Source organism: uncultured Arthrobacter sp., assembly GCF_947495145.1.
GTDB lineage: Bacteria > Actinomycetota > Actinomycetes > Actinomycetales > Micrococcaceae > Arthrobacter_D.
The window spans coordinates 25,950-48,894 of record NZ_CANLXP010000008.1 but is presented as its reverse complement, the minus strand read 5'-3'; the positions used below and the strand labels follow the sequence as shown (position 1 = coordinate 48,894).

Below are 22,945 nucleotides of genomic sequence, written 5' to 3'. Positions count from 1 at the left end.
GCGGTTGGTTCAGCTGCCGAGCGTAACGGCGACCTCGTCGAAGAACTGCTGTGCGGCATCTTCAGGAGTGATGGCGCCCAGGCCGATCGAGGTGCCCAACGTCAGGAAGGTGTTCTCCAGCGCGCCGTAGCCAACAACCGGTGCGGCGGGGGGATCACCAATGCGGTCTGCAACCGAGTCCAGGTATTCCTTGACCTCGAGCTCCGGGCCTTCGAGCGCGGCACCTTCGAGTGCGGTCTCTGAGGCGGGGACGCCCAGAGTTGCGCCGAAGATCTCCCCGACCTCCGGGCTGTTGATCAGGAACTCAACGAAGGCGACTGCTGCTTCAGGGTGCTCGGTCTGAGCGCCAACCGCGTGCAGCATGGACGGCTTCTGGTAGAGATCCTTGACTGAGGGATCATCGGTGGGCGGAGCAAGGATGGTGAGGTCCTCAGCACCGGTGTCTGCCAGGTAGCCGCCCATGAAGTTTGACCAGGTCATTTCGCTTGCGGTGAGGTTGGCACCGAAGCCGGACTTCGGAGCGACTTCCTCGAGCTGGCGGGCAGGGATCGTGGCGTTGTCACGAACGTCCTGCGCGCTGCTCCAGAATTCAGCGAGCTCCTCCTGGGTGAAGTTGATCTCGCCCTCTTCGGTGAAGAGCTCGCGGCCTTCCTGGCGCAGCTGCAGCTCAAAGTTCTGGATGCGACCGGTGTAGTCAGTGCCGCCGTAAACCTCGCCGCCCGACGCTTCGGTGACGCTAGCCATGTAGGCGTCGTAGTCCTCCCAGGACGTGCCGCCCTCGTAGCCTTCTGCGCCCGCCTGCTCGATGACTGCCGGGTTCTCAAAGAGCGACCAGGCGTTGTAGCCGGTGGGAACCGCGAGGGTCTGGTCCTCAAGCTTGCCGGTGGCCAGCAGCGTTTCGTCGATGCTGTCGGTGGTCAGGCCATTGCCCTCGTACTCGGTCAAATCCAAAAGCAGGCCGTTCTGGCCGTACTGGCGCAGGTAGCTGTAGTCGAACTGCATGACGTCCGGCAGGCCGCCGCCGGCTGCTTCGGTCTGGCGCTTCTCCCAGTAGGCGGGGAAGTCCATGAAGGTGCCGTTGACGTCGATATTGGGGTTCTCTTCTTCGAAGAGCGCAATAGCCTCGTTGTAACGCTCGGCGCGGTCCTCGTTACCCCACCAGGTGAAGTTGAGGGTGACTTCCTCGTTCGGGTCAGGGGTGCCGCCGGCTTCGCCGCCGCCATTGCCGCCACAGGCAGTCAGCATGAGAGCTGCTGCAACAGTGACCGCTACGCCGGACCCGGCGCGTCGTGAGAGTTTATTGAACATCTTTGTCCTCCTGGGAACGGCTCAGATTTGAGGTGAAGCTCTTTGGGCCGCTGGTACAGTGGTGTACATCACGGGAAAGCGCTCTCCATCGAGAGTAAATTGAATCGTCTCAATGCGCAAGGCCTACTCCTAGAATAATGTGAGCTGTGATACTTCCGAGACACGATGAGCGAAGGAATTCCTCAAATGCCGCAGTTTGACCTCCCCCTCCGCGAACTCGAGCAGTACGCACCCGATCGCGCCGAACCCGCAGATTTCGATGCGTTCTGGGAGAAAACGCTCGCTGAGACCGCGGCCTTCGCGCTCGATGCCCGTTTCGACGAGGTCGACGCCGGTTATTCCGAACTGGTCACCGAAGACGTCACCTTCGCTGGCTACGGTGGCCATCCAATCAAAGGGTGGATGTTGCGGCCCCGCTCAGCCGCAGGTCCGCTGCCCACCGTCGTCACCTACATTGGCTATGGCGGAGGCAGGAGCCTGCTCGGCGACTGGACTGCCATCCCAAGCACCGGCGTCGCGCATTTCGTCATGGATCTTCGCGGGCAGGGTGCCGGGCACAAGAGCGGCGACACGCCCGATCCGGGTGTGGGGGGACCCCACTTCGGCGGTCACCTGACGCTCGGCATCGACTCCCCCGAAACCTACTACTACCGGCGCCTGTTCGCCGATGCAGTGCGCGCCGTCGAGGCGGCACAGGCGCACCCGTTCGTTGACCCGTCGCGGTTGCTCATTTCAGGGGGCAGCCAGGGCGGGGCGATCGCGTTGGCTTCCGCAGCCCTGTCCCCCACCTTCCTCGAGCACGCGCCGCTGGCCGCAATCGTGGACGTGCCGTTCCTTTCCCACGTCCGGCATGCAACCGAGATCGTCAACACGGCACCGTACAGCGAGCTGGTGCGCTACCTCGGGGTCCAGCGCGGGCGTGAGAAGGAGATCTTCAACACGATCAGCTATTTCGACGGCGTCAACTTCGCCGCCCGCGCCACCATGCCGGCGCTCTTCTCGGTGGGCCTGCTCGACGACGTTTGCCCGCCGTCCTGCGTATACGCCGCGTACAACTCCTACGCCGGACCGAAATCGATGAACGTCTTCCCCTACAACGGGCACGAGAACGGCGGCGCGGTCCAGGCCGCTGAGCACATCCGGTTCCAGCGCGAGGTGTTCGCTTCGGCCTAATCCGGAAAGCTTGGGTAGCTACGGCGGGTTCGGATGCCTGCTAACTGACTGAACCTGCACGAAACGCGCGAAACGTGGATCATTGAGCAGTGCCCGATACTCCCCCGCCGCAGCCCGGCCATGTTCCTGAGCTGACGCTCGGCGTCGTCATTCCCCCGTCACTCGACCCGGCATCGGTCAAGGAACTGGCCGACGCCCTGCCGCGTCTGCTCGGCGAGTCGTATCCGGGAGTGGCGTGGCGAGTGTCGGTGACAACAGAAACCCTCGACGGACGCGCACCGTCAGAACTGATGGAAACCGCCCGCGACCGACTGCTGGATGAAGACTGGGATCTCGCCGTCGTCGTCAGTGATCTTGCTCTGCGAAGCGGGCGCAAGCCGGTACTCACGCAGATCAGCCCGGTCCACAGGGTGGGGCTCGTGGCGCTGCCGGCGCTCCGTGCGGTCGGCCGCCGGGAGAGTATTACGACGGCGGTGGCCCGGCTGGTCGGTCCGCTGGCCGGTTGGGACGAGGACGACGAGCCTGAAGACCGCGCCCGGCGCGCCCGCGAAATGGCAGACGACGTGCCCGACCTTGCTGACGAAAACCCCATCCAGTTCACCGGCCGCGTGGTTGCCGGGAACGCCCGCGTGCTGCTCGGACTCATTCTCGCCAACCGGCCGTGGCGCCTGGCGGTTACGCTCTCCCGGGCGTTGACAGCGGCGGCCGCAGCCGGCGTTGTGACCCTCGCGACGAGCGACCTCTGGCTGCTGGCGACGGCCTACGGTCCGGTTCGGCTCACTCTGCTCACCCTGCTCGCGGTCGGAGCCGTCACGCTGACCCTGATGATCGGGGCCGATCTCTGGGAGCGGCCGCGGCGCCGCGTTGAGCGGGAGCAGGTCACCCTTTTCAACATTGCGACGACGGCGACCGTGATAATCGGCGTCGTCACCTTCTTCGCGGCGCTCTTTGTCCTCTCTTTCCTGGCAGCGGTGATGCTCGTGGACGCGGGGGTGTTCGCCGCCGTCATCGGCAGTTCCGTGGGGCTTGCCGAGTACGCGCAGCTCAGCCTCCTCACCGCAGCGCTGGCGACCGTGGGTGGTGCGTTGGGCGCCGGATTGGAAAATGACGACGTCGTCCGGGCCGCCGCGTTCACCCGCAACGACGTCTGAGGGGTGCAGCCCCTACTCCGGCACTTCGACGCAGAGCAGCCCGGACAAAATGGGGCACTATTCGGTATTCCGCTCCATTCTGTCCGGGCTGCTCGACCTAGTGTCCGGATTGCTCCAGCTCGCAGGCGCCGGCGGTTACCGGACCATGCCGAGGACCGTCTGTACGCCGTTCTCGAGCACGGCCCGTGCCGAGTCCGTCACGACGTCGGGCTTCTTGCCCTGGTTCAGGAATTTCGTGAAGCGGTCCATTGCCTTGCCGACCTTCGCGACGCCGCCGTGCTCAACCCCCTGCTGGGCCTGGGCGAGTGCTGCCTCAAGCTGCTTCGCAACCGGTCCGGCGACCTCACCACTGGCGACGAACGACTCAAGCGTCACCGTCAGGTATCCGATGAGACCCGGAGTCCAGGCATCAGGGACCGGTACTTCGGCGAAGTTCATGTCCGAGGCGAAGTAGTAGCTCGTGTAGGACGGCTGGTTGTAGGCGGTGTTCTGGCGGGCCACCTCCGCGCGGTACTGGGGATCATGCATCAGGGTGGTGAGCTTGTGGCTCGTAACCTCGGTACTCAGGTACACGCGGATGGCGGAGCTATCGGCCGTGCGGACGAACAGTTCCTCCCGCCAGTCACCGAACGCATCTGCTACGAGGGCAGGGTTGCCCTTGGTGCCGTTGTTGGTCTGGGTGCCTTCAGCGCTCAGCAGGGTGCCGCGGGTCCAGTCGTCAATGGTGGGTGATCCGTTGCCGGAACGGTTGACGAGCTGCGTGGTCATATCCGCGGCCCATTTGATGCTCATGTTGGTGCCGGGAGTTTTGGAGTCGACGGTTCCACCCGTCGAGTCCAGGAGGCCAGATCCGTCGGATCCACCCGGCATGCTCGCCCAGACCTCGATGCCTTCGACATCGGAGCGCACATCGCCGATCATGCCGCGGCCCGTGTCCTTACCGGAGTACGCCCCGAACAGCACTTCACCGGTCGCGGCATCGCGCATAGCTGAGCCGTAGGGCGCCCACTGTCCGCCCTCGTGGACAGTCCAGATTTCCTGGCCGGGACGGTTCGGATCAATGTCCGTGACGTGCATGGCGTCCCCGTGGCCGAGACCTGCCTCGACGCCCGGCGTTGCGCTGCCCTCGGGCATCGTGTCGAAGGAGCTGTAGAGGAGGGAACCGTCGTCGTCGATTGTTGCCGAGCCGTAGACGATTTCCTGCTTGCCGTCGCCATCGACGTCCGCCGCGCTGAGCGAGTGGAAGCCCTGCGTGGTGATGGAGCCGAACTCGGGGTCGGTGCCGAGGCGGCCATGCGGGCCGTCGTTGAACGGGTTGGTCATAGGAGTCCAGCCGCTGTCCACGTTCCACACCTTCGAGAGGTTTTCGCCGTCCCAGTTGTAGGCGGCGATGGTGGAGCGCGTGTAGTAGCCGCGGGCAAAGACGGCTGACGGGCGCTGGCCGTCCAGGTACGCGACGCCGGCGAGGAAGCGGTCCACCCGGTTGCCGGGCTCAATGCGGGACATGGCGTAATCGCCCCACATGAGGCCGTCGTCGTGCCGTCCCGGCTCGTAGTCCACAGTCTGGAGCTCGTTGCCCGTGGCGCCGTCGAACACGGTCAGGTACTCGGGGCCGCTGAGGATAAAGCCCTCGAACGCGCGGAGATTGTTCCTGGTGCTGCGCGAAGGCGCGTACTCGTCGATGAAGTAGTCAGCCATGGAGCGCGCATCTGCGTCCGAGAGCGGATACTCGAACCGCTGCTCGATACCGAACGCTTCCTCCAGCGTGGCGGGCCAGTTGCCCGCGACCACCTCGGGGTGCTCGTGCCAAGTGGCGAACATGTCCACCACGTGCTCGTAGTAATCGGCCGAGCTCTTCCGGTAATCATCTTCGTTGCTGTATCCGGCGGCCACGTCGTCGGCAGGCATGGTGATGTACTCTGGCTCGCCGGCTACACCGTCGGTGTACTGAGTGACTGTGGTGCCCGGCGCGGTCTTCATCATCATCTCGGTGCGGCCGTCGCCGTCGAAGTCGTAGACCATGAACTGCGTGTAGTGGGCACCGGAGCGGATATTCACGCCGAGGTCGATGCGGTGCAGGAGCGTGCCGTCCATCGTGTACGTGTCGATGTAGGTGTTGCCGGTGTAGCCGACCTGCGAAACGTCCTTCGAATTGGACGGCTCCCACTTCACGACGTACTCATAGTCGCCGTCACCATCGGCGTCGCCGAGGCTCATGTCGCTGGCCGAATACGTGTAGCTCTCCCCTGCCGGGGTGACGCCGTTGGCCGGCTTCTGCAGGGGAATGTCAGTGTGGCCCTGCGCCCACGGGCTGACTTCCGCGCTGCGCTGCAGTTCCACACCGTCGACGACGGCGGCAACGGAGTAGGTGGCGCCTTCCGTAGCGACGGGGTCGAGGTAGTTGGTGCTGTCGGTGACCGTGGCGACCTTCTCGCCGTTGCGGTAGACGGCGAAGTCCGCGCCGGTCTGGCCGGTCTCGTTTGAGCCGGTGACCTCGGTGGCGAGGAGGCGCCAGCTGAGGAAGGTTCCCTCCGAGGTTGCTGCCGCGACGAGGCCGCGGTCCAGGTATTCGAGCTGGATGCCAATCTGGGCATCGGGCGCCGGAGCAGCAGCGGCGGGAAGGCCGCCACCTCCGGCGATCAGGGCTGCACTGAGTGCCAGCGTTGCGGGTACTGGGATGACGCGAAAGCGCGGGTTCATCTTTGAATCCTTTCAACGGAAAACGCTTTCTCAACGCTAGGCGAAGGTTCGCGACCGGTCAAGGTTTTTCCAAGGTTGATGTGATTCGGGTTTGAAGGCATCAGCGAGGCGGTCGGGTGAGCGCGGACGCGCACTCATCGAGTGGGCGCGCATGACCACAAACGGCGTGCGACGCCGTCGTCAGCGCCCACTCGATGCAACGGGGGTGGAAGGGAACGCGCAGCGGTAGCGCGCTACGACCCGGCCGTAAGCGGCTCGTCGAGCGGCACGTCCCGGTCGCAGCGCAGCACGCCGGCCTCAACCCACAGCCTCGCCCGATGCACCTCCGACCGACGCAGCGCGCCGGCCTGCCCTTCGACGTCGTTGCTTCCGTCCCATCCGGGGTGCGTGAAGTAAAAGGCGACGGCTTCAATCCCGCGAACGACGACGTCGGCATGCCTGCCTACCTGCCGATCCTCCGGATGCGCTCCGGGCGCGTCAAGGATCAACCCCTGCGCTGACCAGGAAACACCGTCATCGGACCGATAGACGCGCTGGCCCCGCCACTCGTCCACGATCATCCACAAGAATCCGCCCAGCTCGAAGACGTTCGGACCCTCGTGGGGCGCACCGCCGATGACCTGCCCTTCGACGGTCCAGCTGTGCCCGTCGGCACTGGCCCCAGCCCAGGTGGTGGAGCCGTCCGCCTCGTCCTTGTACCAGAGGCGAAGGAGACCATCGGGCGTGCGTGCCACGGCGGCGTCGATCACGTAGTCCGAGCTCAGTTCAAGGAATCCGCGGTGCTCCCAGCGCTCGAGGTCATCGCTGACCAGATGCGCGATGCGCCGCTCATGCCCGGCCCACCTCGAGGGCACACCCCGGATCCACGTGAGGTACATGGAGTATCGACTGCCGTCCCAGACCACTTCGGGCGCCCAGTGGGTGTTCCCACCGGGAGCATCCTCCGGATCAAGACCGTCAACCACGCCGCGGTAGAGCCAGCGGGCGCCGTCGTCGGACACTGCGACGCCAATCCGGCTGCCGTGAACCCACTCGACGCCTGCGCCCGGATCTGCCGGGCGCCGCTGGGTGTAGAACATCCACCACTGTCCGGTCTGCTCGTTGCGGATGACCATCGGATCAGTCGGTCCGCCGAGCGGGTCCGACAGTAGCGGAGCGCTCACCGCCCGGGACGCAGGTCCGTTACCGGGGCTCGCATGCTGCCGCGGAAATCAGGGGCAGCAAGTTCGCCGCGGGTCACCGGCCTGCCACGTTCGGCGGACGCGTAGAGCGCTGCAACAATTTCGATGGCCCGTGCCGGGTCGGCGGCGACCGGCGGCACGTCGGCTCCCGCCAGCAACAATCCGTAGACCTCGGACAGCAGCGCGTCATGCCCACTCGGCACTTCGGAGGACGGCAGTGCCCACGATTCCGCGCGCTCAGCGCTGACATGCCGCGCCGGCGTCAGCTTCCAGCTCGCGTGGTTGTGGCCGTAAAGGTGCTCGAGCTCGATGGTGGCGTGTTCGGTATCGATGCGGATCAGGCTCGACTCCCGCGGTGCCAGCACCGTGGTGAACACCGAGGCAACCGTTCCTCCCTCGAAAACGACGAGGCCGCACGAGGTGTCCTCCGTCTCCACGTCCCGGTCAAGCCGGAACAGCTGGCCCGAGGCAGAGCTCCACTCGCCGAGCAGGTAGGAGAGCAGGTCGATCTGGTGGATCCCGTGGCTCAGCGTGGTGCCGCCGCCCTCGGTCTCCCAGGTCCCGCGCCAGGGCACGTCAAAGTACTCTGGGCCCCGGTACCAGTGCGTATGGCAGACGGCGGTCAGTGGTCGTCCCAGCTCGCCGGAACGCAGCAAGTACCGGATGTGGGTCGCGGCCGTGCCGGTGCGCTGCTGGAAGACGACTGCGAGCTGACGGTCCGCCGCAACGGCCGCCGACTGCATGGCATCCACCTCAGCAAGGGACAGCGCGGGCGGCTTCTCGGCAATGACATGAGCACCGGCGTCGAACGCTGCTTTGGTCTGGTCCGCGTGTCCTGCCGGCGGCGTGCAGATATGCACGACGTCGACAGCCTCCTTCGCGAGCAGCTCCCCCAGCGTGCCGTACCCGGCTGCGATGCCGTGCCGGGCGTTGAAGTCGCGGACCCGTTCCTCGCTGGGGTCAGCGGATGCGACCGCGGTGACGCCATCGATCCTCGACAGCGCCTCCGCATGCAGGTGCGCCACGGCGCCGGTTCCGAGGATGGCGGCGCGGAGGGGTCGCGTCATTCGGCGTGGCCCTTGAGCTGATCCTCCAGGTGAAAGACCTCTTCGATCTGCACGAAGCCCTCGTCCGGCCGGCCGTCGAGCTCCACGAAGAACTCTCCCATCTCGGCCTGCCAGCGGGCGTTGACCTCGGTCTCGGCCATGGCGCGTTGGGCTGCAGCAAGGTCATCCGACTCGACGTACCCGATCAGGAGGCCATCCGGTCGGAGGAAGAGCGAGTAGTTGTTCCAACCGGTGTCCTTGAGGGCTCGGAGCATGTCCGGCCAGACAGCCGCATGGCGCTCCTTGTATTCGTCGATGCGGTCGGGCTTCAACTGCAGCTGGAAGCAGACGCGTTCCATGGTTCTCCTCGTCGAGCGGGTCTGAATCGTTTCATGAATGCTACCACTGGACCACTTATCCTGCGGAGAGAACTAGGGTAGTTAGAGGGACACGAGCCATCACCAATTCGCGATTATCCAGGGAGGCCCCACGTGACGAGGAAGCCCAAGGGACCGAACCGTTCACGTAAGACTTCAAAGGCATCGAAGAAGCACAGAACCACCCAGCCGCCTACGCCGCTTGATCTGGTCAGGGTTGACAGAGAACTCGATTCTCTTACCCCCGCCTTTGCACACTGGTTCGAGGAAACTGTCGGTTCGCCAGCCGAGCAATCCCTGCCGGTTCTCGGCATCGTCCGCAACGCACTGTCGATGATCCATGAGGTTTCGGGATTTTGCTACGCCACCTCATTTTCAGCCGAGTCAATCGGGGCGGTAATCAAATTGGCAGAGGAATACGGCATGCCGGAGCCGCTGCTAGAGGTGTTGTTGGAGGGAATGCACCTTTACGCTGACTTCCTCAGCGAGACCGGTCGCTGGACCGGCACACCCGAGGACTACGACGAGGTTCACGCGCTTCTCTCCAGCACAGATGACGGGGTCGAATCTGACGACGAACTTCCAGCAGTATCAATGCAGGAAGTGGAGAAGCACCTTCCTCGCTTCTCTTCCGGCGAGGAGCTCGCCGTGCTGTCTCAGGTCTCGATCATTCAGCGGACGGAGCAACTGTTGCTCTGGCTCGGGGAATCAAAGGAAGCCACGTCCACAGGCGCGCTCCGACTCAAGGACATCCAGTCGGCTGCTCACTGCGTGGGTGTAAAGGCGCGGGGTTTGCAGAACACGAAGCGTGAGAATACCCTCCCCGGCTTGGAGGAACATCGCCAGACCGGTGGTGGCATTACCGTCAGGTCAATGCATGAGGTGCCGATCCTCAATGCGATCTGGGCGACCCTCACAGGGATCGGCTATTTGACTTTGGGATCAGCCACAGTGCGGCCCGGCCACGCCGTACAGAATTGGTTCCTCGGGACCGACGAGCAAAAGGTGACGGCGCGCCGCAACTTTCTCACCGCATACGTCCGCGTATGCGTCCTGGGCGAGGAAATGTGGTCGCCAGTCCAGCCGCTCATCTCGGCTTCCCAAATTGCCGTTCTGCTAAAGGGCGTGACACCTGACCCTGTCCCGCTGGCCTTTTTCCAGGATGAAGATGGGCCTGGAACTGAGGACATCTTCATGGCGATGGCCCGGCCACACCTTGTGAAGCGGCTACAACATCTCGCAGATGTTGGCATCCTAGAACCGGGCCCTATGTGCAGGGTGGTTCCGGCGGCAGCAGCGAGTATCGCTGCCGCCTTCCCGGACGGCTTCGACCAGATGATGCACGAGGTCGGAGAGCCGGTTCTATAGTCAGGCGTTGACGCAGCCCTGCCGGGAATGCACCTAGAGCGTGCTCCCCCGGCTGACCAGCTCCGGCTGGAAGATGACCTGGCGGCTCTCCGGGGCTGTCCGGTCAATTGCCTCAAGCAGGAGTTCGACGGCGGTTCGCCCCATCAGCTCAGTTGGCCGCCGCACTGTGGACAGCGGGACGACGGCGGACTGAGCGAAGTCGATGTCGTCATAACCGATCAGCGCGAGATCCTCCGGGATGCGCAAGCCGCGGATGAGCAGCACTGCCTGCATAACGCCGATGGCCAGCAGGTCATTGGCGCAAAAGATACCGTCCGGCAGCCCTTGCCGGCCGCGTTCGGCGAGCAGTTCCCCGGCAGCCCGCCCCGCAAGGACCGTCATTGCGGCTGACTCGACTACCTCAAGCTGCGCATCCGGGTACTCCGCCACAGCCTGCCGGGCTCCGGCCAGACGATCCGCGACCTGCTGGATGTCGGTGGATGCGCCCACGAACGCGATCCGGCGCCGTCCACGCGAGAGCATGTGCTTCACAGCCATGTAACCGCCCGCAACATCGTCCACGGACACGGAGCTCACGCGGCGCTGCGGATCTACGCGGTCCACAAGAACAACCGGCACGCCATGCGCACGCAGCTGCTCGAGTTTGGCATCGACGTTGCCGACAGGAGAGATCAGGACGCCTTTAACCCGCTGCTGCTCGAACACGTCGAGGTAGCGGCTTTCACGGTCGGCGTCGTGTCCGCTATCCCCCAACAGCACCGTGCTGTCCGACTCCGCTGCCCGGTCTTCGGCGGCGCGCGCCAGCGAGGAGAAGAAAGGGTTGCTCACGTCGAGGACGATCAGGCCGATGGTGCGGCTGAGCCCGGCGCGCAGCTGGCGGGCAGCGTCGTTGCGCACGAAACCGAGCTCCGAGATCACGCTGAGTACCCGCTCGCGGGTCTTTTCGGCCACGCGATCGGGATTGTTGAGCACATTGGACACCGTGCCGACGGCAACCTGCGCTTGGTCGGCAACGTCCTTGATACTGACCATCCGGGAGGACCCTCGTTTCATGGAAGTGGTGGGCTCTGGGCAAGGGGTGTCCGTAAATGTGCGGTCTTCCTGAAAGTGCTTGACACCACTTATCCGCCAAGGATACCTTTGAAACGTGCTAATGAATCGATTCAACTTTGCGATTCATGTCTGGCTCTCCGCCACCACCCTTCGGGGCCGCGGCAAGAGTCGGTGCAAAACAACGACGACGCGCGCCGGCTTTGGGGCCAGTTGCGGTAGATGGAGAGAAGTAATGGTTGACCTGAGCCGCATTACGCCATCCCTGGAGAACCTCGCTATTGAGGTGCCGTCCTGGGCCTACGGCAATTCCGGAACCCGTTTCAAGGTGTTCCAGACTCCGGGCACTCCGCGCACTGTGCAGGAGAAGATCGCGGATGCCGCGAAGGTCAATGAACTGACCGGCCTGGCGCCGTCGGTGGCATTGCACATTCCCTGGGACAAGGTCGAGAACTACGGCGAGCTGTCCGAGTACGCGCAGGGCCTCGGCGTCAGGCTGGGAACGATCAACAGCAACACCTTCCAGGACGACATCTACAAGTTCGGGTCCCTCACCCACAGCGATGCCGCTGTGCGGAACAAGGCGCTGGATCACATGTTCGAGTGTATTGACGTCATGAACGTCACCGGCTCCCAGGACCTGAAGATCTGGTTGGCTGACGGCACCAACTACCCCGGCCAGGGCGACATGCGCTCACGCCAGGACTGGCTGCATGACTCACTGCAGAAGGTCTACGAGCGCCTGGGTGATGATCAGCGCATGGTGCTGGAGTACAAGTTCTTCGAGCCGGCTTTCTACCACACGGACGTTCCTGACTGGGGTACCTCCTACGCCCACACACTGGCACTCGGTGAGAAGGCGCTGGTCTGCCTGGACACCGGCCACCATGCCCCCGGCACCAACATCGAGTTCATCGTGGCGCAGCTTATCCGCCTGGGCAAGCTCGGGTCGTTCGACTTCAACTCGCGCTTCTACGCCGATGATGACCTGATCGTCGGGGCGGCAGATCCATTCCAGCTATTTCGCATCATGTACGAGGTGGCCCGCGGCGGCGCACTCGACCCGGCCAGCAACGTTGCCCTCATGCTGGACCAGTGCCACAACCTCGAAGAGAAGATCCCCGGCCAGATCCGCTCGGTCCTCAACGTGCAGGAGATGACCGCCCGCGCGCTGCTCGTTGACCGGAACGCTCTGACCAAGGCCCAGGAAGCAGGCGACGTCCTCGGCGCGCACGCGCTCTTCATGGACGCCTTCTACACCGACGTCCGTCCGGCACTTGCACAGTGGCGTGAATCCCGCGGACTCCCCGCGGACCCCATGGCTGCCTACGCGGCCAGCGGCTACCAGGAGAAGATCAATACGGACCGCGAGGGCGGGCAGCAGGCAGGATGGGGCGCATAATCATGGAGAACGCAGTGAGCAACGTAAACAGCACAGTCCAGGCTCTCATTGAGCGGTCGAACCGGCTCGGTGCGGACAAGCGCAACACGAACTACGCCGGCGGCAACACGTCCGCCAAGGGCAGTGACACCGACCCGGTCACCGGCGAGAATGTCGAGCTGCTCTGGGTGAAGGGCTCCGGCGGTGACCTCGGCACCCTCAAGGAGCAGGGCCTGGCCGTGCTGCGCCTGGACCGGCTCCGTGCACTGACCAACGTCTACCCCGGCCTCGACCGCGAGGACGAGATGGTCGCCGCGTTCGATTACACGCTGCACGGCAAGGGCGGTGCTGCCCCCTCGATCGACACCGCCATGCACGGCCTCGTCGACGCCGCACACGTTGACCACCTCCACCCCGACTCCGGCATCGCGATCGCCACAGCGGTGGACGGCGAAGCACTCACCGAGAAGATCTTCGGCGACAAAGTGGTGTGGGTGCCCTGGCGCCGCCCCGGCTTCCAGCTCGGCCTGGACATCGCCGCCATCAAGGCAGAAAACCCGCAGGCCGTGGGCACCATCCTCGGCGGACACGGCATCACCGCGTGGGGTGAAACCTCCGACGAGGCCGAGAACAACTCGCTGTGGATCATCGAAACCGCCGAGCGTTACCTTGCCGAGAACGGTGCCCCCAACCCCTTCGGTGAGCCCCTCGACGGCTACGCCGCACTCTCGGCGGAGGAGCGCCGCGCCAAGGCCGCCGCTCTCGCCCCGGCGATCCGCGGCCTGGCCTCCACCGACCGCGCGCAGGTCGGTCACTTCACCGACGACGACGTCGTCCTGGACTTTTTGAGCGCAGCTGAACACCCGCGCCTGGCGGCTTTGGGAACCTCCTGCCCGGATCATTTCCTGCGCACCAAGGTCAAGCCCCTGGTGCTGGACCTGCCCGCCGACGCCTCCATCGAGGACTCCATCGCCCGCCTGAAGGAACTGCATAAGGAATACCGCGAGGACTACCGCGGCTACTACGAGCGCCACGCCGACGCGGATTCCCCGGCGATGCGCGGAGCGGACCCGGCCATCGTGCTGGTTCCCGGCGTCGGAATGTTCTCCTACGGTGCCAACAAGCAGACCGCCCGCGTCGCCGGTGAGTTCTACATCAACGCGATCAACGTAATGCGCGGTGCGGAGGCGATCTCCACCTACGCCCCGATCGATGAGTCGGAGAAGTTCCGCATCGAGTACTGGGCGCTGGAAGAGGCCAAGCTCGCGCGGATGCCCAAGCCGAAGTCGCACGCCACCCGCATCGCGCTGGTAACCGGTGCCGCCTCCGGTATCGGCAAGGCCATCGCCACCCGCCTCGCAGCGGAGGGTGCGTGCGTGGTCATCGCCGATCTGAACCTCGAGAACGCCGAGAAGGTCGCCGAGGAACTCGGCGGCCCCGACATCGCCATCGGCATCCAGGCCGACGTCACCAGCCCCGAGCAGGTCCAGGAAGCAATCAACGCCGCCGTCCTGGCCTTCGGCGGGCTGGACCTCGTGGTCAACAACGCCGGCCTGTCCATCTCCAAGCCGCTGCTGGAAACCACTGAGAAGGATTGGGACCTGCAGCACAACGTCATGGCCAAGGGCTCGTTCCTGGTTTCCAAGGCCGCCGCGAAGGTCCTCATCGACCAGGAGATGGGCGGGGACATCATCTACATTTCCTCGAAGAACTCCGTCTTCGCCGGCCCGAACAACATCGCGTACTCCGCTACCAAGGCCGATCAGGCCCACCAGGTGCGCCTGCTGGCCGCTGAACTCGGCGAGCACGGCGTCCGCGTCAACGGCATCAACCCCGACGGCGTGGTCCGCGGCTCCGGCATCTTCGCCGGCGGCTGGGGAGCCAAGCGCGCCGCGGTCTACGGTGTCGACGAGGAAAAGCTCGGCGAGTACTACGCGCAGCGGACCCTCCTCAAGCGCGAAGTGCTCCCCGAGAACGTGGCCAACGCCGCCGTCGTCCTCACCTCCGCCGAACTGTCCCACACCACCGGCCTGCACGTGCCCGTCGACGCCGGCGTAGCCGCCGCCTTCCTCCGCTAAGTCCAGCCGATGAGTCCGAAGCCTGCGGTCTACGCAGCCATCGATATCGGCGCATCATCCGGCCGGGTCATCCTCGGCCGGATGAGCGCCGAGGGCCCGTCCCTCGAAGTGGTGCACCGCTTCCCCAACGGCGTGCAGGAGATCGACGGCGCCCTGCGCTGGGATATCGACGCCCTCTTCGAGGAGGTGCTGCATGGTCTCACCCTCGCCCGGAAACAGGCCGACGCGAACGGTGAGCGTGTGGTCAGCATCGGCGTGGACACCTGGGCTGTGGACTACGGATTAGTGCACGACGACGGCGCGCTGGCCTCCCAGCCGCACAGTTACCGTGACTCGCGCACGGCTGGGGTTGTCGATCAGGTGCACGGAGTCGTTCCGTTCGAGCGGCTGTATGCAACCACCGGCCTGCAGTTCCTCCCGTTCAACACGGTCTACCAACTGGCGGCCGAGCCGTCCCTGGAGAACGTTCAGGCACTGCTGATTCCGGACCTGCTGGGCTTCTGGCTCACCGGGGAACGCCGGACCGAGATCACGAACGCCTCGACCACCGGGGTCTTGGACGCTTCGACCGGCAACTTCTCGGGCGAGCTCTTCGAGGCCCTCGACATTGACCGCAAGCTCTTTCCCACCCTGATCGAACCGGGTGAAACGCTGGGTGCGCTGCTGCCGTCCATTGCTGAACGGACGGGGCTGGATCCGGAGACAAGCGTCGTCGCCGTAGGCTCCCACGACACAGCGTCCGCGGTGGCGGCGGTGCCCGCCGGTGTTGCCAACTTCGCCTACATTTCCTCCGGCACGTGGTCTCTGGTGGGGGTGGAATTGCCCGAACCGATCCTGACTCCGGCGAGCAGGGCAGCAAACTTCACGAACGAACGCGGCGTCGACGGCACCATCCGCTACCTGCGCAACTGCGGCGGACTTTGGCTGCTGCAGGAGTGCCTGCGTGTCTGGGGGCCATCCGTGACCCTCGAGCGGGTTCTTGCGGAGGCTGCCGCACTGCCTGCCGGCGGTCCTCGAATCGACGCCGATTCCGACGACTTCATCGCCCCCGACAACATGCCGGACCGCGTCCGGGCTGCGGCGGGCGAAGCGCTTGACTCCGAGGCCGCCGTTGTCCGCTGCATCCTCGACAGCCTCGCAGAGGTGTACGCACGCACGCTCGCACAGGCGGCCGAACTGAGCGGCCGGCCCATCAACGTCGTGCACATTGTGGGCGGCGGTTCGCAGAACCGGCTGCTGTGCCAGCTCACGGCGGACGCAACCGGGCTGCCCGTGGTGGCGGGGCCGGTGGAGGCAACGGCGCTCGGCAATGTGCTGGTGCAGGCGCGTTCCGACGGTGCACCCGGGGCCGGAGCACCCGGTACCGGCGCAACGCTCGCCGACCTCCGCGCCGCCGTTCGGAGCACAGCACAAACCCAAAATTATGAACCCGCACGACAAACCGAAACAGCACTGACCTAGCAAAGGATCTCCAGTGACAGTTCGCACCAAACCTCTCCGCACCGCCGTCGTTGGAGCCGGAGGCATTGCGCAGGGGCAGCACCTGCCCGGCCTGCGCGGACTCGGCGACCGGGTCGACATCGCAGCGATCGTTGACATGGACGCCGACAGGGCGCGCGAGGTAGCGCTTGAGTGGGGCGCCCCGCACTCCGGCTCCTCCATTGCCGGGATGCTCGAAGAGGTGCAGCCCGACCTCGTGGTGGTGTGCACGCCGCCCGGATCGCACACTGACGCGGTGATCCGCTCGCTCGACGCCGGAGCATCGGTTTGGTGCGAGAAGCCGCCGACACTCTCGCTGGCAGAGTACGACGCCATCCTCGAGCACGAGGCTGACAACGGCCCGTTCGCGTCCTACGTTTTCCAGCACCGCTTCGGATCGGCGGCGCGCACGCTTCGGACGCAGATCGCGGCAGGCGACCTGGGTGCGCCGTTGGTGGGCATCTGCCACACCCTTTGGTACCGGGACGCCGCCTATTACGACGTCGCGTGGCGGGGCAAGTGGGAAACGGAAGGCGGCGGGCCCGCCATGGGTCACGGCATCCACCAGATGGACCTGCTGCTATCCCTGCTGGGGAACTGGACCGAAATCAACGCCACGATGTCGACGCTGCACCACAACGTTGAAACGGAGGACGTCTCCTTTGCTCACGTCACCTTCGAAAGCGGCGCCATTGTCTCCGTAGTGAACAGCGTTCTCTCGCCCCGCGAGACCAGCTATCTGCGCTTCGACTTCGCCGATGCAACCGTGGAGGTCGAGCACCTGTACGGGTATGACAATTCGCACTGGAAGTGGACGCCCGCGCCGCACGTCGACGCGGGCACTGTGAGCTCGTGGGCGCCCACCCAGAACCTTGCCAGCTCCCACGCGGTGCAGCTGGAGGAACTCGTGTCCTCCCTTGAGCGCGGCGAGCGCCCCGCGGCTTCCGGTCATGACGGACGGCGCGTACTTGAACTGGTTGCGGGCCTGTACCAGTCGGCGATCACGGGCCGACGGGTGAAGCGCAGCGAGCTGACCCGGGACAATCCGTTCTACTGGTCCATGAATGGCGTGACAGATGGTTCAGAGCATGGTGGATCGGCCAACGTGAAGGAGACAGTCGGTGCCTGAACTGCAGCTCAGACGTCCCTCCAACAGCGAGCTGGTGATTTCCTGCGGAGCCGTTGATCTGGCGACGTATGTATTCATCCCGCCGGCCACCCGCTCGGAAGCGCCGAAGCCGTACCTGCACCCCCTGCGAACCCTGAGCGGTGCGCCGCTCACCGGGTTCCGCCCCTGGGATCACCGCTGGCACAAGGGCCTGCAGATGACGTGGTCGCACGTTTCGGGGCAGAACTTCTGGGGCGGGCCAACGTTTTCCCCGGAGACGGACTACCAGTGGCGGGACAACCTCGGCACCATCGAGCACGACGATTTCGCTGGACTATCCGCAGCCCAGGACCGGATCTCGCTGGGCGAAACCCTGACCTGGCGCAACTCCGCCGGCGAACGCTGGCTCTCGGAGCAGCGCGAGACCGTCTTTTCGAACGTTGATGTGCAGGAGCAGTCCTGGCAGCTGGACTTCACCACCGAACTGACCAATATCTCCGACCGGTCGCTGGAGCTTGGCAGCCCCACCACCCACGGCCGCCCCAACGCCGGATACACCGGGTTCTTCTGGCGCGGCCCGCGCAGCTGGACGGGCTGCTCGATCCTCGGACCCGACGGCGCCGAGGGCGAAGCGATGATGGGCACTTCTGCGCCCTGGATCGCCCTTGCCGGGCAGAATGACGAGCTCGACGGCGGTGCCACAATCGTGGCGCTGGCCGGGACGTCGTCGTCGTCGTCGTCGGTTCCATTGAAGTGGTTCGTACGCAGCGAGCCGTTCGCGGCGCTGGCCCCTTCTCCCGCCTTTGACGAGGAGATCACGCTCGCGCCCGGCGAGTCGCTGCGGCTGCAGCACCGGTACGTCTTTGTGGACCGGATCTGCGATCGCGACGACGTCGAGCGGATCGCGAAGGGCGCCTCCCTGTGAGCGTTCCGTTGCGCGACCCCCTCTTTCCGGGATCGGTCGGCATGAGCGACCTGCGGGTGTACGAGTGGGAGACCGCTGACGGGCACCACGGCGGAACGCCGCACCTGCACACAGTGTCGAACGAGGGGTATGTGGTGGTCGGCGGAACGGGTGAGGTGCACACGCTCTCGTCGGAGGGCTACGCGCGCGATTCGTTGAGTGCCGGCTCGGTGCTGTGGTTCAGCCCGGGCACGGTGCACCGGCTCGTCAACTCCGGCGACCTGCACATCCTCACCGTCATGCAGAACTCCGGGCTACCCGAAGCCGGCGACGCTGTGCTGACGTTTCCGCTCGAAATCGTAGAGGACCCGGAGAGGTACCGCACCGCGGTCACGTTGCCCGAGGGCAGCGAGGCGGAGCGCGGAGAGGCGGCCCGCCGTCGTCGTGATTTGGCCATCGAGGGCTATTCGAACCTGCTGGCTGCGCTGGAGAACGGCGACCGCGGTCCGCTCGAGGCTTTCTACGCTGCCGCTGCGGCGCTCGTGCAGCCCCGGGTCGAGGAGTGGACGAAACTGTGGACGGACACAGTGCTTGCGGATGTCGAGATCACCCGCTCGCAACTGGCGTCCCTCGCGGAAGGTGACGCTTCGCATCTGGGGGATGCCACCGTCGTACGCGCCGTGCCGCGATCTGAGCCGCGAGCATTCGGAATGTGCGGGCGGCTGGGGATCTGGGACGCAGACCGGCGCGGCTAAACCACCGGTCACATCCGCAGAAGTGCCGGTAACCGGCAGGATCGTGGGGACGCGGACGTCCCAACGATCCTGTCAATTACCGGCGCGTTTTGCGTGCCAAGGTCTCGTCACGAGCCAGGCGCTAACCGCGGCGCGCGGCCGCTGCCGGGAGCGTCGTGGAACCGGTCAGTTGGAACCGTGCGGCCTTGGTCCGGCCGACGGCGAGCGCCGCCAGCCACACTGAGAGCGCGCCGATAGCAAGACCCGCAGGAACGTCGATGACGTAGTGCCAACCGAAATAGACCGTAGCTATCGACGTCAGTGCAACGAACGCCCACAGATACCAGCGCACCAGCCTGGGCAGGCGCGCCAAGTGCGCAACCAATGCAGCGGTGAAGACTACGGAGACGTGCAGCGAAGCAAACGCGGCAATCCCGTGCACTTCGTGTGTTGCATGCGGGTCTGCCAGTACTTCAACCCGGTGGCGCCACAATGCCTCCTGCAAACCTTCGACGGCAGTATCGGGTAGGTCTGCGAAGGTCTCGGGATGCACGTAGATCGGTCCCAGTGAGGGCAGCGTGTAGTAGCTGACAGCGCCGAGAAGCCAGTTGAAACTGAGGGCAGTGACGTACCAGGCGCCCAGGGAGAGGTTGTCGAACCAGATCAGGGCAGCGGCGAGGGACAGCGGAACGAAGAGCATGTAGAACATGTACACAGCGGACAGGACAGCGGCGCTGGCCCCGGTTCCGAGGATCGTCTGGAGGATGTCCCCGGGGTACTGTCCGCCGGTCAGCCAGCGGTCGGTACCCAGCAGCAGTGCGTCCTCCCTGCGCTCCTGCAGGAACGGCAGGAAGCTCTTGAAATTCCGGTACGCGACGTACGACAGGTAAAACACCGCCAGCCCCGCGGCCGTGACTGCCACACGGGGTCCGCTCCAGCGCTCTCTGAGGACACTAGCCACCAGTCCAAAGACGTCCCGGGGTGCCGGACGTTTGAGCGCGACCCGCGGCACCACATCGATGACTACGAAGACGAGGGCAATCAGGGGCAATCGCACATAACTGGGCCCCAGAAAACCGTCGGGATCCCGAACAGGCAGACCCGCTGCGAGAGCGGTAACCACCATTAGAAGCGCGCAGGAAACAGTGACGATGAGTGGAACTCCACATAAACGACGCCACAACGAATGTTCGTGTTTTGTTCCACTGGTCATTGACTCATTATTGCCTTTCGCTGAGCCGGTACTCCCTTATGCCGCACCGCGCGGTGCGCGGCAGCGGCGCGCGCGGTTCCACTGCACGGCACCGCGTCCGCGTGGATACGCTTGTTCCATGACGCCGTGCGAGCAGCTGTGACCCACCATCCGGGCGCCGGTATGGGCGCTGTTTTCGTGCTGATTGCCGCGGTGTTGTGGGGTACCACCGGAACTGTCGCCAGCTTCGCGCCGACGGTGGGGCCGCTCGCGATCGGCGCAGCCGCGATGGGAGTCGGCGGCCTTCTTCAGGCAGCCCTGGCCGGACCGGCGCTGGTCCACGCCCGCCACGAATTACGACGCCGGTGGCTCACCATCGCAGTCGGCGGCCTGTCCGTGGCGATCTACCCGCTCGCCTTCTACAGCTCCATGCGGCTGGCCGGGGTCGCGGTGGGTACCGTCATTTCCATTGGCTCGGCGCCTATCGCGTCGGCGGTCATCGAGCGCGTGCTCGACAAACACCGCCTTACCCGGCGCTGGGTGGTGGGCGCTGGCGTCGGGCTTGTGGGAGTAGTTCTGCTTTCCTTGGTGGAGCCGGCGCGGGGTGCGGTGGCGGGCGATACCGCCGTCGGCGTTTTGCTCGGGCTGCTCGCCGGTGTCACCTATGCGCTCTACTCGTGGGCGGCGCACCGCACCATGCAAGGCGGAGCGCCTATGCAGCGCGGAGTACCTTCACGGGTCGCCATGGGCGCGATCTTCGGCGTGGGCGGGGTGCTGCTGATGCCGGTACTTTTCGTGACCGGTACGCCGCTGCTCGAGTCGTGGAACAACTTCAGCGTCGGCCTTTACATGGCGCTGGTGCCGATGTTCCTCGGCTACGTGTTCTTCGGTCTGGGCCTCGCCCGGGTCAAGGCAAGCACGGCAACCACACTGTCGCTGGCCGAGCCGGTGGTCGCGGCGATGCTTGCCGTCGTCATCGTGGGCGAAAGGTTGCCCGCGTGGGGGTGGATCGGTGTCGCGCTGGTGATTGCGAGCCTCGCAGTGCTCACGGTGCCGGTACGCCGCAACGTCCGCACAGCGGTGGGGGTGCCTTAGCGAGCCGCTACGCCTCGTCGCCTGAGGCGTTGTGCCCGTCGATGCGAGTGACCCGGACACCCTCAATCCGGTGGCTCGCCATCGCTACCACTTCGAAGCGAAGACCCTCGATCTCTACGCTGTCACCCCTGATCGGCATCCGGCCAAGCCGGTCAAGCACCAGACCGGCGAGGGTCTCATACTGTCCGTCGTCGGGAAGTTCCACGCCGAGCCGCTCAGAAGCTTCTTCGATGATCACGCCGCCCTCGAGCTCCAGGACACCACCGCCGTCAAGCGTCTGCTCAGGGGAAGCTGCCGTGCGGTCGTCGTCGTACTCGTCGTAGATCTCACCAACCAGTTCCTCAAGCAGGTCCTCGAGCGTGGCAATGCCGTCGGTGCCCCCGTACTCGTCGACGACGAGCGCGATGTGGTGGCCTTCCCTGCGCATCCGCGTGAGAGTCGGCAGGATCCGGTTGGAGCCGGGCACGGCGAGGATTGGGCGCGCGAGCTCGGCAATCGAGTCGCCTCCTGCCCCCTCGTGGGTAAGGAGGTCACGGATGTGAATGAAACCGACGACGTCGTCAATGGACTCCCGATACACGGGATAGCGGGTGTAGGGCAGGTTTCGAACTGCCGCCGCGGCGTCCCTCAATGCCATGGTTTCAGGAAGGAACTCGACGTCGGTGCGTGGTCTCTTAACCTCTTCAATCAGGCGCTCCCCTGCGCTGAAAGCATCCGAGAGGATCTGTCGGTGTTCCTTGTGCAGGTCCGGGGTGTCCTGAACGAGCTGCCGCAGTTCGGCGGCGGTGTATTCCTCGGTCGTGGCATTCGGGTCCCCGCCGACCAGCTTCACTACGAAGTTGGTTGAAACCGACAGCAGCCAGATCACTGGACGCATCAGACGGGCGAACATGTTGAGCGGTGGAGCGAGCACCTTGGTGAAGCCGACGGCGCGCTGCATCGCCAGGCGTTTGGGGGCAAGCTCGCCGAGAACCAGGGACAGGTAGGCGATGACCAGTGTCATACCGATGAGCGCGAGGGTGTCAGCGGTCCCGCTAGGCACTCCGATGTCCTCCAGGACCGGTGCCACGTCGGGCGCGAGGGTCGATGCCCCGTACGCCGAAGAAAAGAACCCGGCCAGAGTGACGCCGATCTGGACGGCCGACAGGAACAGGTTCGGATTGCGGACCAGTTTTGCTGTCTTGGCGCCACTGGCTCCGGACTCTTCGATGCGCTTGATCTGGCCTTCACGCAGGTTGACGATTGCCATTTCGGTTCCAGCGAATACACCGCCGATCAGCACGAAGACGAGCACCAGAAGGGCATTCAGAAGAGTGTCTATATCCACCCCACCTACTCTATCCGGGTGTCAGCTAGCTACTTTTGCTGTTCGGTTACCGCGAAGATGTACTCGACGCCGGCGGCATCGGCCGGGTTGGTGTTCAGCGTGAAGCCGTATCCCTCGCCCGGCGCTGAGACCAAGAACGGGATGGGTTTGCTGCAGGCGAAGGGCGTCATGAGGTCGTGCCCGGCGGTCGTGCCGAAAGTGAAGGTAAGGCTTTCAGTCCCGCGACACTGAACGTGCACAAGGTAGTCACCGGGAGGCACAACGGTGCCCGGCCAGCCCCAGGTGTTCAGGCT

The 22,945-nt window shown here is 65.0% G+C and carries 19 protein-coding genes; 10 read left to right on the top strand and 9 right to left on the bottom strand.

Annotated elements, in window-relative coordinates:
* Nucleotides 1-9 precede the first annotated feature (9 nt).
* Nucleotides 10-1,308: an ABC transporter substrate-binding protein gene (locus tag Q0877_RS07835; RefSeq protein ID WP_299166837.1), complete on the bottom strand. Its 1,299-nt coding sequence runs from the start codon at nt 1,306-1,308 to the stop codon at nt 10-12.
* Between the two features lie 186 nt (nt 1,309-1,494).
* On the opposite strand from Q0877_RS07835, the gene Q0877_RS07830 reads away from it, so the two are divergent.
* A complete protein-coding gene (locus Q0877_RS07830) occupies nt 1,495-2,481 on the top strand; it encodes an acetylxylan esterase (protein WP_299166836.1) in 987 nt (328 codons plus the stop codon).
* Between the two features lie 89 nt (nt 2,482-2,570).
* Nucleotides 2,571-3,632: a hypothetical protein gene (locus tag Q0877_RS07825; RefSeq protein WP_299166835.1), complete on the top strand. Its 1,062-nt coding sequence runs from the start codon at nt 2,571-2,573 to the stop codon at nt 3,630-3,632.
* 135 nt (nt 3,633-3,767) lie between these two features.
* Here Q0877_RS07825 and Q0877_RS07820 read toward each other — a convergent pair whose 3' ends face one another.
* The 4 genes from Q0877_RS07820 to Q0877_RS07805 form a co-directional block, all read right to left on the bottom strand.
* Entirely contained in the window at nt 3,768-6,332 is a 2,565-nt protein-coding gene (locus Q0877_RS07820; RefSeq protein WP_299166834.1) for a rhamnogalacturonan lyase, read from the bottom strand.
* A 233-nt stretch (nt 6,333-6,565) separates the two neighbouring features.
* The gene (locus Q0877_RS07815; RefSeq protein WP_299166833.1) at nt 6,566-7,495 is read right to left on the bottom strand and encodes a hypothetical protein; all 930 of its coding nucleotides are present in this window, start codon (nt 7,493-7,495) and stop codon (nt 6,566-6,568) included.
* Nucleotides 7,492-8,580, bottom strand: coding sequence for a Gfo/Idh/MocA family protein (locus Q0877_RS07810; RefSeq protein WP_299166832.1), 1,089 nt, complete (start codon nt 8,578-8,580; stop codon nt 7,492-7,494). Before Q0877_RS07810 ends, Q0877_RS07815 begins: the two co-directional genes overlap by 4 nt.
* Nucleotides 8,577-8,918 (bottom strand): L-rhamnose mutarotase, encoded by a 342-nt coding sequence (locus tag Q0877_RS07805; RefSeq protein ID WP_299166831.1) that lies wholly within the window; start codon nt 8,916-8,918, stop codon nt 8,577-8,579. Before Q0877_RS07805 ends, Q0877_RS07810 begins: the two co-directional genes overlap by 4 nt.
* A gap of 132 nt (nt 8,919-9,050) precedes the next feature.
* On the opposite strand from Q0877_RS07805, the gene Q0877_RS07800 reads away from it, so the two are divergent.
* Complete coding sequence (locus Q0877_RS07800; protein ID WP_299166829.1) at nt 9,051-10,304, top strand: hypothetical protein; 1,254 nt, start codon at nt 9,051-9,053, stop codon at nt 10,302-10,304.
* Between the two features lie 33 nt (nt 10,305-10,337).
* On the opposite strand, the gene Q0877_RS07795 is transcribed toward Q0877_RS07800, so the two are convergent.
* A complete protein-coding gene (locus tag Q0877_RS07795; protein WP_299166828.1) occupies nt 10,338-11,336 on the bottom strand; it encodes a LacI family DNA-binding transcriptional regulator in 999 nt (332 codons plus the stop codon).
* Nucleotides 11,337-11,589: 253 nt separating this feature from the next.
* Between Q0877_RS07795 and rhaI the strand changes: the two genes are divergently transcribed.
* Genes rhaI through Q0877_RS07765 form a run of 6 tightly spaced genes read left to right on the top strand, consistent with a single transcriptional unit; the run spans nt 11,590 to nt 19,059 of the window.
* On the top strand, nt 11,590-12,756 hold the full coding sequence (gene rhaI, locus Q0877_RS07790; protein ID WP_299166827.1) for an L-rhamnose isomerase: 1,167 nt from the start codon (nt 11,590-11,592) through the stop codon (nt 12,754-12,756).
* Nucleotides 12,757-12,770: 14 nt separating this feature from the next.
* The gene (locus Q0877_RS07785; protein ID WP_299166826.1) at nt 12,771-14,813 is read left to right on the top strand and encodes a bifunctional aldolase/short-chain dehydrogenase; all 2,043 of its coding nucleotides are present in this window, start codon (nt 12,771-12,773) and stop codon (nt 14,811-14,813) included.
* Nucleotides 14,814-14,822: 9 nt separating this feature from the next.
* Entirely contained in the window at nt 14,823-16,274 is a 1,452-nt protein-coding gene (locus Q0877_RS07780) for a rhamnulokinase family protein (RefSeq protein ID WP_299166825.1), read from the top strand.
* Between the two features lie 13 nt (nt 16,275-16,287).
* Complete coding sequence (locus Q0877_RS07775) at nt 16,288-17,421, top strand: Gfo/Idh/MocA family protein (protein WP_299166824.1); 1,134 nt, start codon at nt 16,288-16,290, stop codon at nt 17,419-17,421.
* Nucleotides 17,414-18,325, top strand: coding sequence for a PmoA family protein (locus Q0877_RS07770; protein WP_299166823.1), 912 nt, complete (start codon nt 17,414-17,416; stop codon nt 18,323-18,325). Before Q0877_RS07775 ends, Q0877_RS07770 begins: the two co-directional genes overlap by 8 nt.
* A complete protein-coding gene (locus Q0877_RS07765; protein ID WP_299166822.1) occupies nt 18,322-19,059 on the top strand; it encodes a cupin domain-containing protein in 738 nt (245 codons plus the stop codon). The genes Q0877_RS07770 and Q0877_RS07765 overlap by 4 nt, the downstream gene beginning before the upstream one ends.
* Before the next feature lie 121 nt (nt 19,060-19,180).
* On the opposite strand, the gene Q0877_RS07760 is transcribed toward Q0877_RS07765, so the two are convergent.
* Nucleotides 19,181-20,251: a phosphatase PAP2 family protein gene (locus Q0877_RS07760; RefSeq protein ID WP_299166821.1), complete on the bottom strand. Its 1,071-nt coding sequence runs from the start codon at nt 20,249-20,251 to the stop codon at nt 19,181-19,183.
* Between the two features lie 126 nt (nt 20,252-20,377).
* Here Q0877_RS07760 and Q0877_RS07755 point away from each other — a divergent pair, with 126 nt between their 5' ends.
* On the top strand, nt 20,378-21,325 hold the full coding sequence (locus Q0877_RS07755; RefSeq protein WP_367182149.1) for a DMT family transporter: 948 nt from the start codon (nt 20,378-20,380) through the stop codon (nt 21,323-21,325).
* Between the two features lie 7 nt (nt 21,326-21,332).
* Here the strand turns inward: Q0877_RS07755 and Q0877_RS07750 are convergent, their stop codons facing one another.
* The gene (locus Q0877_RS07750) at nt 21,333-22,652 is read right to left on the bottom strand and encodes a hemolysin family protein (RefSeq protein WP_299166820.1); all 1,320 of its coding nucleotides are present in this window, start codon (nt 22,650-22,652) and stop codon (nt 21,333-21,335) included.
* 29 nt (nt 22,653-22,681) lie between these two features.
* A complete protein-coding gene (locus Q0877_RS07745) occupies nt 22,682-22,822 on the bottom strand; it encodes a hypothetical protein (protein WP_299166819.1) in 141 nt (46 codons plus the stop codon).
* Between the last annotated feature and the right edge of the window lie 123 nt (nt 22,823-22,945).

Excerpts from the sequence above, each read along its gene's own strand:
- Q0877_RS07835 (WP_299166837.1), bottom strand. The coding sequence starts at position 1,308 with ATGTTCAATAAACTCTCACGACGCGCCGGGTCCGGCGTAGCGGTCACT.
- Q0877_RS07805 (WP_299166831.1), bottom strand. The coding sequence starts at position 8,918 with ATGGAACGCGTCTGCTTCCAGCTGCAGTTGAAGCCCGACCGCATCGAC.
- Q0877_RS07830 (WP_299166836.1), top strand. The coding sequence starts at position 1,495 with ATGCCGCAGTTTGACCTCCCCCTCCGCGAACTCGAGCAGTACGCACCC.
- Q0877_RS07820 (WP_299166834.1), bottom strand. The coding sequence starts at position 6,332 with ATGAACCCGCGCTTTCGCGTCATCCCAGTACCCGCAACGCTGGCACTC.
- Q0877_RS07795 (WP_299166828.1), bottom strand. The coding sequence starts at position 11,336 with ATGGTCAGTATCAAGGACGTTGCCGACCAAGCGCAGGTTGCCGTCGGC.
- Q0877_RS07745 (WP_299166819.1), bottom strand. The coding sequence starts at position 22,822 with ATGACGCCCTTCGCCTGCAGCAAACCCATCCCGTTCTTGGTCTCAGCG.
- Q0877_RS07780 (WP_299166825.1), top strand. The coding sequence starts at position 14,823 with ATGAGTCCGAAGCCTGCGGTCTACGCAGCCATCGATATCGGCGCATCA.
- rhaI (WP_299166827.1), top strand. The coding sequence starts at position 11,590 with ATGGTTGACCTGAGCCGCATTACGCCATCCCTGGAGAACCTCGCTATT.
- Q0877_RS07760 (WP_299166821.1), bottom strand. The coding sequence starts at position 20,251 with ATGACCAGTGGAACAAAACACGAACATTCGTTGTGGCGTCGTTTATGT.
- Q0877_RS07810 (WP_299166832.1), bottom strand. The coding sequence starts at position 8,580 with ATGACGCGACCCCTCCGCGCCGCCATCCTCGGAACCGGCGCCGTGGCG.